Below are 13,346 nucleotides of genomic sequence, written 5' to 3'. Positions count from 1 at the left end.
AACCTCAGACTTCGAGGTAATCCAGGATACCTTCGGCGGCCGTGCGGCCTTCGAAGATGGCGGTTACCACCAGGTCCGAACCGCGCACCATGTCGCCACCGGCGAAGATTTTCGGGTTGCTGGTCTGGTGCTTGAACTTGCCTTTCTCCGGTGCCACCACGCGGCCCTGGCTGTCCATCTGGATGCCATGCTGCTCGAACCACGGTGCCGGGCTTGGGCGGAAGCCGAAAGCGATCACCACGGCGTCGGCCGGCAGGATCTCTTCGGAGCCGGGGATCGGCTCGGGGCTGCGGCGGCCGCGGGCATCCGGCTCGCCAAGACGGGTCTCGACGACTTTCACGCCTTCGACCTTGTCTTCGCCGACAATCGCAATGGGCTGGCGGTTATAGAGGAACTTCACGCCTTCTTCCTTGGCGTTCTTCACCTCTTTGCGCGAGCCGGGCATGTTGGCCTCGTCACGGCGATAGGCACACGTCACCGACTTGGCGCCCTGGCGGATCGAGGTGCGGTTGCAGTCCATCGCGGTGTCGCCACCGCCCAGTACCACGACCTTCTTGCCCTGCATGTCGACAAAGTCTTCCGGCGACTTTTCAAAGCCCAGGTTGCGGTTGACGTTGGCGATCAGGAAGTCCAGTGCGTCATGCACACCCGGCAGGTCTTCGCCCGGGAAACCGCCCTTCATGTAGGTGTAGGTGCCCATACCCATGAACACGGCATCGTATTCGGCGAGCAGCTGCTCCATGGTGATGTCGGTACCCACCTCGGTGTTCAAGCGGAACTCGATGCCCATGCCGGTGAAGACTTCGCGGCGGTTGCTCAGCACGGTCTTTTCCAGCTTGAACTCGGGGATGCCAAAGGTCAGCAGGCCGCCGATTTCCGGGTTCTTGTCGAACACCACCGGGGTCACCCCAGCACGCACCAGCACGTCGGCACAGCCCAGGCCCGCCGGGCCGGCGCCGATGATGGCGACGCGCTTGCCGGTCGGTTTGACCTTGGACATGTCCGGGCGCCAGCCCATGGCGAAGGCGGTATCGGTGATGTACTTCTCCACCGAGCCGATGGTCACGGCGCCGAAGCCGTCGTTCAAGGTGCAGGCGCCCTCGCACAGACGGTCTTGCGGGCACACGCGGCCACAGACCTCCGGCAGGGTGTTGGTCTGGTGCGACAGCTCGGCGGCGGCCAGGATGTTGCCTTCGGAAACCAGCTTCAACCAGTTGGGGATGAAGTTGTGCACCGGGCACTTCCACTCGCAATACGGGTTACCGCAGCCCAGGCAACGGTGCGCCTGCTCTACGGACTGCTGGGGCTTGAAGGGTTCGTAGATCTCCACGAACTCCTTCTTGCGCTGGCGCAGCAGCTTTTTCTTCGGGTCCTTGCGGCCCACTTCGATGAACTGGAAGTCGTTACTCAGACGTTCAGCCATTTTTCAAAACCTCTTAACAGCAGCTGCAAGCTACGCGCTGCAAGCCGCAAGACGATCACTTAAGCCGGGCAAACCTCGAACTGCATTGACTTGCAGCTTGAGGCTTGCCACTTGCAGCTGTTTTTACTGCGGGTTGGCACGGGTGCTGGACAGCAGTTGCTTGAGGTTGGCCGCTTTCGGCTTGACCAGCCAGAAGCGCCGCACATAGTCGTCCAGGTTCTCGAAGAGCTCACGCCCCCACTCGCTGCCAGTCTCTTCCACGTATTCGCCAAGGACCCGCGCCAGGTGGCTGCGGTAGGCTTCCATCGCTTCACCACTGATGCGCTGGATTTCCACCAGTTCGTGGTTCAGCTTGTCGACGAAGCTGTTGTCCATGTCGAGCACGTAGGCGAAGCCGCCAGTCATGCCAGAACCGAAGTTGTAACCGGTCTTGCCCAAAACGCAGACAAAGCCGCCGGTCATGTATTCACAGCAGTGATCACCCGTACCCTCGACCACCGCGTGGGCGCCGGAGTTACGCACAGCGAAGCGCTCGCCCGCGGTGCCGGCGGCAAACAGCTTGCCGCCCGTGGCGCCGTACAGGCAGGTGTTGCCGACGATGGCGCTGTGCTGGGTTTCGAACGGGCTGCCGGCAGGCGGCACGATGGTCACCTTGCCACCGGTCATGCCTTTGCCGACGTAATCGTTGGCGTCACCTTCCAGGTACAGGTTCAGGCCACCGGCGTTCCACACGCCGAAGCTCTGGCCTGCAGTGCCCTTGAAGCGGAAGGTGATCGGCGACGCCGCCATACCCTGGTTGCCGTGCAGCTTGGCGATTTCGCCGGAGATGCGCGCACCAATGGAACGGTCGCAGTTGCAGATGTCCAGCGCGAACTCGCCACCGGCCTGGTCGCGAATGGCCGGCAGGGCCATTTCGACCATCTTCTCGGCCAGCTCGCCCTTGTCGAACGGCGGGTTCTTGTCGACCTCGCAGAACTGCGGCTTGTCCGCCGGGATGTGCGAACTGCCCAGCAGCGGCGACAGGTCCAGGTACTGCTGGCGCTCGGTATCACCCGGCAGCACGTCGAGCAGGTCGGTACGGCCGATCAGCTCGCCCAGGCTGCGCACGCCCAGCTTGGCCAGCCACTCGCGGGTTTCTTCGGCGACGAAGGTGAAGAAGTTGATCACCATGTCGACGGTGCCGATGTAGTGGTCCTTGCGCAGCTTGTCGTTCTGGGTCGCTACGCCGGTGGCGCAGTTGTTCAGGTGGCAGATGCGCAGGTACTTGCAGCCCAGGGCAATCATTGGCGCGGTGCCGAAGCCGAAGCTTTCGGCGCCGAGGATGGCTGCCTTGATAACGTCGAGGCCGGTTTTCAGGCCGCCGTCGGTCTGTACCCGCACCTTGCCGCGCAGGTCGTTGCCGCGCAGGGTCTGATGGGTTTCAGCCAGGCCCAGTTCCCACGGGGCGCCAGCGTACTTGATCGAGGTCAGCGGCGAAGCGCCGGTGCCGCCGTCGTAACCGGAGATGGTGATCAGGTCGGCGTAGGCCTTGGCCACGCCAGCGGCGATGGTACCAACGCCCGCCTCTGCCACCAGCTTGACCGATACCAGGGCCTGCGGGTTGACCTGCTTGAGGTCGTAGATCAGCTGGGCCAGGTCTTCGATCGAATAGATGTCGTGGTGCGGCGGCGGCGAGATCAGGGTCACGCCCGGTACCGCATAGCGCAGCTTGGCGATCAGGCCGTTGACCTTGCCGCCTGGCAGCTGGCCGCCCTCACCGGGCTTGGCGCCCTGGGCAACTTTGATCTGCAGCACTTCGGCATTGACCAGGTATTCCGGGGTCACACCGAAGCGGCCGGTGGCGACCTGCTTGATTTTCGAGCTGCGGACGGTGCCGTAGCGCGACGGGTCTTCACCGCCCTCACCGGAGTTGGAGCGCGCGCCCAGGCGGTTCATCGCCTCGGCCAGCGCTTCGTGGGCCTCTGGCGACAGTGCACCCAGCGAGATACCCGCCGAGTCGAAGCGCTTGAGGATCGCCTCCAGCGGCTCGATCTGCTCCAGCGGCAGAGCCTCGTCGGCCACTTTCACTTTCAGCAGGTCGCGGATCATCGACACCGGGCGCTGGTCGACCAGCGAGGTGTATTCCTTGAACTTGGCGTAGTCGCCCTGCTGCACGGCAGCCTGCAGGGTATTGACCACGTCCGGGTTATAGGCGTGGTATTCGCCACCGTGAACGAACTTGAGCAGGCCGCCTTGCTGGATCGGCTTGCGCGCGCTCCAGGCTTCGGCGGCGAGCAGCTTCTGGTCGCCCTCGAGGTCGACGAAGCGCGCCCCCTTGATGCGGCTGGAAACGCCCTTGAAGCTCAGGCCAACCACTTCCTCGGCCAGGCCCACGGCTTCGAACAGCTGCGCGCCACGGTACGAGGCAACGGTGGAGATACCCATCTTCGACAGGATCTTCAGCAGGCCTTTGGAGATGCCTTTGCGGTAGTACTTGAAGACTTCATCCAGGTCGCCCAGCACCTCGCCGGTACGGATCAGGTCGGCCAGCACTTCATAGGCCAGGTACGGGTACACGGCGGAGGCGCCGAAGCCCAGCAGCACGGCGAAGTGGTGCGGGTCGCGGGCGGTGGCGGTTTCGACCAGGATGTTGCTGTCGCAGCGCAGGCCCTTTTCGGTCAGGCGGTGGTGCACTGCGCCGACGGCGAACGAAGCGTGCACCGGCAGCTTGCCCGGGGCGATGTAACGGTCGCTCAGCACCAGTTGGGTCTTGCCGGCCCGCACCGCTTCTTCAGCTTGGTCGGCGATGTTGCGGATGGCAGCTTCCAGGCCGATGCTTTCCTCGTAGTTGAGGTCGATCAGCTGGCGGTCGAAGCCTTCGCGCTCCAGGTTCATCAGCGAACGCCACTTGGCGGGCGAGATGACCGGCGAGCTGAGAATCACCCGCGAGGCGTGCTCCGGGGATTCCTGGAAGATGTTGCGCTCGGCGCCCAGGCAGATTTCCAGCGACATGACGATCGCTTCGCGCAGCGGGTCGATCGGCGGGTTGGTTACCTGGGCGAACTGCTGGCGGAAGAAGTCGTACGGCGAACGCACGCGCTGCGACAGCACGGCCATCGGCGTGTCGTCGCCCATGGAGCCGACCGCTTCCTGGCCCTGCTCGCCGAGTGGGCGCAGTACCTGGTCACGCTCCTCGAAGGTGACCTGGAACATCTTCATGTATTGCTTGAGCTGGTCGCTGTCGTAGCTGGCAGCGCCCTGGTCATCGGTCAGCGTCGCCTGAATGCGCAGGGCGTGCTGACGCAGCCAGCGCTTGTACGGGTGGCGCGACTTCAAGCGGTTATCGATGGCGTCGGTGTCGAGGATATGGCCGGTCTCGGTGTCGACAGCCAGGATCTGACCCGGGCCGACGCGGCCCTTGGCAACGACTTCATCAGGCTTGTAGCCCCATACGCCGATTTCCGAAGCGATGGTGATATAGCCATTGGTGGTGGTCACCCAGCGCGCCGGGCGCAGGCCGTTACGGTCGAGCAGGCAGACCGCGTGGCGGCCTTCGGTCATGACGATACCGGCCGGGCCATCCCACGGCTCCATGTGCATGGAGTTGTACTCGTAGAAGGCGCGCAGGTCGGCATCCATGGTCTCGACGTTCTGCCAGGCTGGCGGTACCAGCATGCGCACGCCACGGAACAGGTCGATGCCGCCGGTGACCATCAGCTCGAGCATGTTGTCCATGCTCGAGGAGTCGGAGCCGACGCGGTTGACCAGCGGGCCGAGCTCTTCGAGGTCGGGGATCTGGTCGTTGGCGAACTTGGTGCGACGGGCCATGGCCCAGTTGCGGTTGCCGGTGATGGTGTTGATTTCGCCGTTGTGGGCGAGGAAGCGGAACGGCTGCGCCAGCGGCCATTTCGGCAGGGTATTGGTGGAGAAGCGCTGGTGGAACACGCAGATCGCGGTTTGCAGGCGCTCGTCATCCAGGTCCGGGTAGAAGGCCGCGAGATCGCGCGGCATCATCAGGCCTTTGTAGATGATGGTCTTGTGCGAGAAGCTGCAGATGTAGTGGTCGGCGTCGTGGGCGTTGGCCACGGACGAACGGCGACGGGCACTGAACAGCTTGATGGCGAATTCCTGATCGCTCAGGCCTTCACCGCCGATGAACACCTGTTCGATCTGCGGCAGACGCTCCAGGGCCAGGCGGCCGAGCACGCTGGTGTCGATCGGCACTTTACGCCAGCCCACCAGCGTAAGACCGGCGGCAAGGATTTCGCGATCCATGTTGGCGCGAGCAGCTTCGGCTTTAACCGGGTCCTGATTGAAGAACACCATGCCGACGGCGTACTGCTTGGGCAGTTCGACCGCAAAGTGCTCCTGGGCCATGGCACGCAGGAATTGATCAGGCTTCTGCATGAGCAGGCCGCAACCGTCGCCGGTCTTGCCGTCGGCGTTGATTCCGCCGCGGTGGGTCATGCAAGTCAGTGCCTGCATGGCGGTTTGCAGAAGGTGGTGGCTGGGTTCACCCGTCATATGGGCGATCAGGCCAAAACCACAGTTGTCCTTGAATTCTTCGGGATGGTACAGACCTGTTTTCATAGACACTATCTCACCAGGTTCACCTCTCAACCGGAGGCAAATCTCTTTTTTAACAACCACTTACCATCCACGCCGATCAAATGCCAGCTTTTTTGCGGTGGCCATGGAAAACCATTGTTGCACAGCGACAGCGATGCCCACAAATTTTCATGTCTCACCATTGAAAATTTATGTCGCAATTTTGAATGTTTTTGCGCCATGCGCCGTGATAGCGGCTTGGCTAGAGTCTGAAGCGTTTCAGCCATGACTGCAAGATTGGCTTGTGGCCGGCAGTCTGGGACAGAAAAGCCTGCCGCGCTCGAGCGCAGCAGGCTAGACGAAAGTCAGTTTCGCTCAGCAACTGGGCGGCGGGGTGATGCCGCCCGGAAGGTAATCAGCGAGCCGTGGCCAGCTCTTGTTGGACGCTGCCGACGGTACGTGGCCAAGGTTTACCAGCCTGGACCTTCGCTGGCAAGTTCTTGATTGCCGCAACCGCTGCATCGCGGTTGGCGAAGCTGCCATAAGTGACCACGTACAGCGGCTTGCCCTGCAGGTTTTTCTTGAAGTAGCGATAGTCGCCACCCTGCGCCTTGACGAAGGCCTGGGCCGACGCTTCGGAACTGGTGCCGAGAATCTGCACCACATAATTGCCGGGCTTCTGGCCAGCGTACCAACCACCGGTGCTGCCACCAGCGGCTGCTTTTTCAGCAGGTTTGGCAGCGGGCTTGGCGGTGGCCACCTGGGTCGGTGCCGGAGCAGGCTTGGCAGGCGCTACCGGCTTGGCCGGCTGGGTTGCAACAGGCTTCTGCGCAGGTGCTACTGGCTGAGCCGGAGCAGGGCTGGTGGTGGCTTGCGCCATGGTCGGTGCCGGGCCGGCAGCCACACCTTGCGGTGGTGCGGTGGTGGTGACCGTCGGCGGGTTGCCAGGCTGCAACGCGGTGTTACCCGCCGGGCCGCCTTCCTCGCCATCGCCCATGCCCGCGGCCTGGGCCAGCGGCTCACGCATCACCGGCTGCGACTGGCCAACCAGCGGCAGTGGCATCGGCTGCGAAGAGCCGGAGAACTCGATGGAAGGGTCGTTCGACTTGCCGTCCCCCAGCGGCAGCTGGGCCTGGGCTGCTGGCGCATCGGTTGGCGCCTTGTCGCCTTTCTTGGGCATGAGAACCGCGGCAGCAACGGCGACCACGACGACAGCGGACAACGCGAGCACGTGTTTCTTAGGCATTTTGAACCCCATGGTTGGTCGCTTGGCCGTCGTGCGGCTGGCGATCATGGCTTCGATCAAGGTATCGCGGGCGACCTGGTTGATGTTGCCAGGCCAACCGTCGGAGTTTTCATGGATATCGACGAGCTGCTCACGGGTGAACACATCGATGCCCCGGCCGGCACCTTCAAGGCGCTGTTCCAGGTACTCGCGGGTCTCTTCCTCGCTGTAGGGGGCGAGTTCGATGACGTGGAAACGCTCTTCCTCGACATGGATCTCCTCCAACCCTGCGATCAGCGAGGGTTCGCCGAACAGGAACACGTGCGGGCGCCCTTCCGGGACACCTGCCGCCAGTTCCAGCAACGCTTGGAGTGCCGACTCGTCGAGTTGTTCCGCATCGTCCACCAGCAAGTAGACTTCTTGCCCGGTGAGGGCGAGTTGTACCACCTTGGACAGAATCGCCTGGACTTCGGGCTGGGCTACTTCCAGCGACTGGGCCACCTGGGCCAGCACGCTGGCCGCATCGCTGGCACCGCGGGCCGATACCACCACGCTCTGCACCGACTGTTTGTTGGTGCTGGCCACCAAGGCCTGGCGCAGCAGTGTCTTGCCGCTGCCTACCGGGCCTGTAACCACCAGCATCAGCTGGCTGTAGCGGGCCAAGTGATGCAGTTGGCCGAGCACGGGCTTGCGCTGGGCAGGGAAGAACTTGAAGCCGGGCACACGCGGCGCGAACGGATCGTGGCTCAACTGGTAGTGGTCGAGAAACGCCTCATCGGCATGCAAACTGGTCATTGCGCTGTCACAACCTCAAAGCTGGGCCACGATCGCGCGGTAATCCGCCGACAGCGTGGCCTGAAGAATCTCTTTCGGATAGTCGTCGGTGACCACGGCTTCACCCATCTGGCGCAGCAGCACCAGACGCAGACGCCCATCGATCACCTTTTTATCGACCGCCATATGCTCCATGAAATGCGCCGGGGTCATTTCCTGTGGTGGCACCACCGGCAAACCTGCATCCTGCAGCAGGCGGATTGCGCGATCGCGCTCGGGCTGGTCGATCCAGCCCAGGCGCATGGACATTTCCAGGGCCATCACCGTGCCCGCTGCCACGGCTTCGCCGTGCAACCAGACACCGTAGCCCATGTGCGTTTCGATGGCATGCCCGAAGGTATGCCCCAGGTTGAGAGTGGCGCGCACGCCGGATTCGCGCTCATCGGCACCCACCACTGCGGCCTTGGCCGCGCAGGAGCGGCGGATCGCTTCGGTCAGGGCAGCAGGCTCCAGGGCGCGCAGGGCCTCGATGTTGTCTTCGAGCCAGCCGAGGAAGGGTTTGTCGCAGATCAGGCCGTACTTGATCACTTCGGCCAGGCCCGCCGACAGCTCACGCTCGGGCAGGGTCTTGAGGCTGGTGGTATCGATCAGCACCGCGTTGGGCTGATAGAAGGCACCCACCATGTTCTTGCCCAGCGGGTGGTTGATGCCAGTCTTGCCGCCGACCGAGGAGTCGACCTGGGACAGCAGCGTGGTCGGCACCTGGATGAAATCGACGCCGCGCTGGTAGCAGGCCGCTGCGAAACCGGCCATGTCACCGATCACGCCACCGCCAAGGGCCACCACCGTGGTGCGGCGGTCGTGCCGGGCAGTCAGCAGGCCGTCGAAGATCAGCTGCAGGGTTTCCCAATTCTTGAAGGCTTCGCCGTCTGGAAGGATCACGGGCAGCACCGAATAGGCACCGAGGGTCTTGCTCAAACGTTCGAGATACAGGGGCGCGACGGTCTCGTTGGAAACGATGGCAACCTGCCGGCCGGCAATATGCGGCGCCAGCAACTCGGGCTGGTCAAGCAGGCCTTCGCCAATGTAGATCGGGTAGCTGCGCTCGCCCAGGTCGACCTTTAGTGTCTGCATGTATCCCCACAATGTACTTGGGCGCGGCGTCGGCTGAGCGACCCACGCGGTATCGTTGAACCTCGCCTCGGCGCTGGCCGAGAATAGTCCCGGCTTACCGGGGCGGCAACTGCTGCAAGCGGTCGAGAATGTCGAGCACGACCATGCGCGGCGGCCGTTCGTCGGTTTCCACCACCAGGTCAGCAATCTCACGGTAGAGCGGGTCGCGCGTTTCCAGCAGGTTGCGCAACGTCGCCTCCGGGTTGGCGGTACGCAGCAACGGGCGATTGCGATCGCGCGCGGTGCGCCCGACCTGCTGCTCCACCGAGGCATGCAGGTAGATCACCCGGCCGCCCCGGTGCAACGCCCGGCGATTGGCCTCGCGCATCACTGCGCCGCCACCGGTCGCCACGACCACGCCATCGAGCGCGCAGAGTTCGGCGATCATCGCCTCCTCACGGTCACGAAAGCCCGGTTCGCCTTCCTTGTCGAAGATCCACGGGATATTGGCGCCGGACCGCAGTTCGATTTCCTTGTCGGAATCTTTGAACAGCAGGCGCAGTTCTTTGGCCAACAGGCGTCCGATGGTGCTTTTACCAGCGCCCATGGGCCCTACAAGTATCAAATTTCGCACAGAATCAACGACTCACAGCAATCGCCTGGTCACTCATGATACGCGGAGTCAGGAAGACCAGCAGCTCGGATTTTTTCTCTTGTAATGCATCGCGTCGAAACAGCCGCCCAACATACGGCAGATCGCCAAAAAATGGCACCTTGTCGACCACATTGTTTTGCGTGGTCGAGTACACACCCCCAATGACGATTGTCTCGCCATCGGCCACCCGAACCTTGGCATTCACCTCGTTCTTGCGGATTGGCGGCACATCATTCAAGGCATTGACGAAATCAGGCTCATCCTTGGTCACCTTGACCGTCATGATGACCTTGCCGTCCGGGGTGATCTGCGGGGTGACCTCCAGAGACAGCGACGCTTCACGGAAGGCGACAGACGTAGCACCGCTTTTGGTCGTCTCCTGGTAAGGCACCTCGGTGCCCTTGAGTATGCGGGCTGTCTCTTTGTCAGCGGTGACGACCTTGGGCTGGGAAATGATTTCGCCGTTGCCGGTCTTTTCCATGGCGCTGAGCTCCAGGTCCAGCAGCACACCTCCGCGCAGCAGGCCAAGGCCGATGCTGGAACCGGCCCGCTCCACACCCAGATCGACGAACACATCCTTCCCTAACTGTGGGGTCTCGCCATAAAGCCGCCGCCCCCAGCGCACCCCCAGGCTCTTCTCGTAGTCGAGATTGGCTTCGACAATGCGCGCCTCGATCGCCACCTGGCGCACCGGCACGTCCAGTTGCGCCACCAACTGGCGCAACTCGGCGAGTCGATCTTCAGGCTGGTGCGCCACCAAGGTATTGGTGCGGGTATCGACACTCAAGCTCCCGCGGCCGGTGAGGATACCGTCGTCGGCCAGCGTTGCCAGCAGCAACTCGGCAAGTTCGGACGCTTCGGCGTGATGGATCCGCAGCAACTCCCGGCGCAAAGGTTGCAGTTGAGCGTCCAGCTCCTGCCCCAGGCGCGCGCCAAGTGACTGTTCAGCCAGTTCGGCCGCTGGTGCCACCAGCAGCACATTGCCTTCCTCCCTTCGCGCCAGCCCCTTGCTGCGCAAGATCAGCTCCAGGGCTTGATACCAAGGCACGCCCTGCAGGCGCAGGGTAATGTTGCCCTGAACCGTGTCACTGGCAACCAGATTGATACCGGCGTAATCGGCCAGCACCTGCAGCACCGAGCGCACTTCCACATCCTGGAAGTTCAACGAAATCGGCTCACCCCGATGAGGTGGCGCGGCCATCAATGGCATCGGCAGCACGGCCAACATCAGCCACGTCATCAAGCCTTTCATCATCTTCCCTGACCTCCCTGTCCACGCCCTTCCTGAGCGTTAGCAATGTGCTGCGTTCCCGCCACCTGCCACCCACGAACAACCGTTCACGCACCTCGACCTGCCTCTCGCCGACATGGCTCACCACGCCCTCATCGCGCCCTAACGCGTCACCGGCGCGCACACGGTACAACCTACCTGCAGACGACAGCACTGCCTGGTATTCCAGGCCGCGCGACAAACTGCCGACCATTTCAAGCTGAGCCAGTGGAACGTTGGCCAGCCCTTCGCGGGCAACGCGGGTCGACCAGGCTGAAAACGGGTCGAGAACAGGGGGCAGAACGTCAGCGCGGGCGGGGGTCAGGGCCAGCGAGCCTGGCTCCGGCACCGGCCCATCGGCCTGGAAGGCGTTGACCCGCAGGCGCAAGCGGAGCAAGCCAGGCTTGCCAGCTGCGCTGGCCAGATACAGGTCGCCAGCACGCAGCAGGCGAACCTGACCCAGCCAATCGTCCAGCCACATGCGCAGCGACGCATAGCGGCCAACCACCAGCACATCGAGCGGTGTCCGGCGAAAGCCGGGCATCTTCACCTCCTCCTGTACATCCAGTTGCTCGAAGTGCAGCCCATGCGCATGCCCGGAGGCTGCCAGCTGGTCGAGCAAGTCGCTGATGTCGCCCCCTGCCGCAAGGCGCCAGCGGTGGTCTAGCAGTTCCAGCTCGGCCTCGCCAGTGGCTTCCCGTATGGACTCACTCGCCAGCACTCGAGCGGTTTTGGCTTCCTGCTCCTCGCTCAGTTGCCTGCCCTGTGCCTGTTCTAGCTGCTGGAGCTGCCGCCACTCCGGCAGGCGAACAAGGCAACCCAGCGCAAGCACTGCAAGCGCGACAGAAATCGGCAGGGCATAGCTCAGCAAAGGTGAGCGAACGACCGGCACCAGCCAATCCAGGCGGTAGAGAACGCTCACGACCACGACGCCGACATGCGCCCCAGCATCAAGAACTCATCGCCAGCCGGCAGACTTTTCAAGCGTTTGAGCTCCAGGTCCAGCACCACACTGGAGCGCCCCAGGTCGCGCATGAACTGCGCCACCACGGCCCCGGAAACAGCCAGCCCGACGATATGCAGGCGGTCGCCTTCAAGCTTCAGCTCGACTACCTGAACACCCTCAGGCAGTGCACGCTCCAGGTCGGCGAAAAGTGCGACCAGAAGCCCTCTATCAGCGTGCAGAGCGGCCAGCATGTCAGCTTGAGCACGCACCGAATCAAGCGTTTCCCTGGCGCTTTCAAGCCGCTCCAGCTGAGCGTCCAACCCAGCAATCACCGCTTGTTGACTGACATTGGCCATCGCCTGCTGCTGCGCCCTTTGCCGCGCCAGCTGGTCCATCAACAACACGACGCATAACGCCAGAAGCACACCGCCGACCAGCATCAGGCGCAAGCGCCGCAGGGCCGCCAGGCGCTGCTGCTCGCGCCAGGGTAGAAGGTTGATACGCAACATCAGCGCCAACCTCCCAATGCCAGCGCGCACGCCAGTGTCATGCTGTTGTCGTGACAATCGATGCCGGCCACCGGGGGCAATGGCCGGCATTGCACACTCAGGCTGTCAGCCAGTTGTTGCAGCCGAGCCTGATGGAGTGTCGGCGTGCTGGTCACCACCAGATCATTCAGAAAGGGACAATCGGCAAACAACTCGCACAGCCGATCCAAGGGCATTTCGCGCCGCTGGGGCAGTACATCTGGGGACCAGCAATGCAGCGTCGCGCTACACGGCTCCAGTCGCAGCAACGCCGAGCCTTCTGCACGCGGCTGAGGCAGAAGCCGCCGCAAAGCGATGCTGTCGACCTCCACCGCTTCAAGCTGTAGTCCGGCCGCCTCGAACAGCGCCTCCAGGGGGGTCAGCACAGCCTGCCGACAGGCGGCCACCATGACATCCCGTGCCCCTGCCTGAACCTGTGAAGCGCCCATTACCTGAAAATCCATTACCAACTCTTCCAGCGGAAATGGGAACAGCCTGTCCGCGTCGGCCAGCAGCTTCGCCTCCAGCTCGGTTTCAGACTGGCTGGGCGGCAATTGCCACAACTTGCAGATCACCTGCGAAGCAGGCAGTGCCACCGCCACCCGGCGTTGGCGGCTACCGCTGCGCCGATAGGCGCTACTCAATGCCGCCAGAACGCGATCCGGTGCCTGCCACCAGTCGCCAGCGGTAAACGGCTCGAACCGTTCCAGCGCCCACGCAACCCGCTCATAGCGCCCCTTTAGCCGCCGCAACTGCAGCACCCGTACAGAATCGGAGGCAATTTCCACCCCCAGCAGTGAACCGGCATCCTTGCCCATGCGTCCAAGCATCGTTGTTCCCTTGTGGCAACCGTAAACCCGCTGCATCGCCAGTCCCTGGAAGGCCA

Annotated in this window: 9 protein-coding genes; all 9 read right to left on the bottom strand. The window is 63.1% G+C overall.

Going from position 1 to position 13,346, the window contains the following annotated elements; all coding sequences use genetic code 11:
• Positions 1-4: 4 nt before the first annotated feature.
• On the bottom strand, positions 5-1,423 hold the full coding sequence (locus ACNQPL_RS07280; protein ID WP_099430676.1) for an FAD-dependent oxidoreductase: 1,419 nt from the start codon (positions 1,421-1,423) through the stop codon (positions 5-7).
• A 123-nt stretch (positions 1,424-1,546) separates the two neighbouring features.
• A complete protein-coding gene (gene gltB, locus ACNQPL_RS07275; protein ID WP_416466313.1) occupies positions 1,547-5,992 on the bottom strand; it encodes a glutamate synthase large subunit in 4,446 nt (1,481 codons plus the stop codon).
• A 373-nt stretch (positions 5,993-6,365) separates the two neighbouring features.
• Entirely contained in the window at positions 6,366-7,970 is a 1,605-nt protein-coding gene (locus ACNQPL_RS07270; RefSeq protein WP_416466312.1) for an AAA family ATPase, read from the bottom strand.
• Between the two features lie 15 nt (positions 7,971-7,985).
• Positions 7,986-9,083, bottom strand: coding sequence for a 3-dehydroquinate synthase (aroB, locus tag ACNQPL_RS07265; protein ID WP_346614150.1), 1,098 nt, complete (start codon positions 9,081-9,083; stop codon positions 7,986-7,988).
• A 94-nt stretch (positions 9,084-9,177) separates the two neighbouring features.
• Positions 9,178-9,696 (bottom strand): shikimate kinase AroK, encoded by a 519-nt coding sequence (gene aroK, locus ACNQPL_RS07260; RefSeq protein WP_346614151.1) that lies wholly within the window; start codon positions 9,694-9,696, stop codon positions 9,178-9,180.
• Between the two features lie 4 nt (positions 9,697-9,700).
• Complete coding sequence (locus ACNQPL_RS07255) at positions 9,701-10,969, bottom strand: type IV pilus secretin PilQ (protein ID WP_416466338.1); 1,269 nt, start codon at positions 10,967-10,969, stop codon at positions 9,701-9,703.
• Complete coding sequence (locus ACNQPL_RS07250; RefSeq protein WP_416466311.1) at positions 10,893-11,909, bottom strand: pilus assembly protein PilP; 1,017 nt, start codon at positions 11,907-11,909, stop codon at positions 10,893-10,895. The genes ACNQPL_RS07255 and ACNQPL_RS07250 overlap by 77 nt, the downstream gene beginning before the upstream one ends.
• Positions 11,906-12,442: a PilN domain-containing protein gene (locus tag ACNQPL_RS07245; protein ID WP_416466310.1), complete on the bottom strand. Its 537-nt coding sequence runs from the start codon at positions 12,440-12,442 to the stop codon at positions 11,906-11,908. The genes ACNQPL_RS07250 and ACNQPL_RS07245 overlap by 4 nt, the downstream gene beginning before the upstream one ends.
• A complete protein-coding gene (pilM, locus tag ACNQPL_RS07240) occupies positions 12,442-13,290 on the bottom strand; it encodes a type IV pilus biogenesis protein PilM (RefSeq protein ID WP_416466309.1) in 849 nt (282 codons plus the stop codon). The genes ACNQPL_RS07245 and pilM overlap by 1 nt, the downstream gene beginning before the upstream one ends.
• Positions 13,291-13,346: the final 56 nt, after the last annotated feature.

It is taken from the genome of Pseudomonas sp. LFS044 (genome assembly GCF_047978245.1).
In the GTDB taxonomy this organism is placed as follows: Bacteria; Pseudomonadota; Gammaproteobacteria; order Pseudomonadales; family Pseudomonadaceae; genus Aquipseudomonas.
The sequence above is the reverse complement of the archived record's forward strand: the minus strand, read 5'-3'. Positions and strand labels throughout refer to the sequence as shown.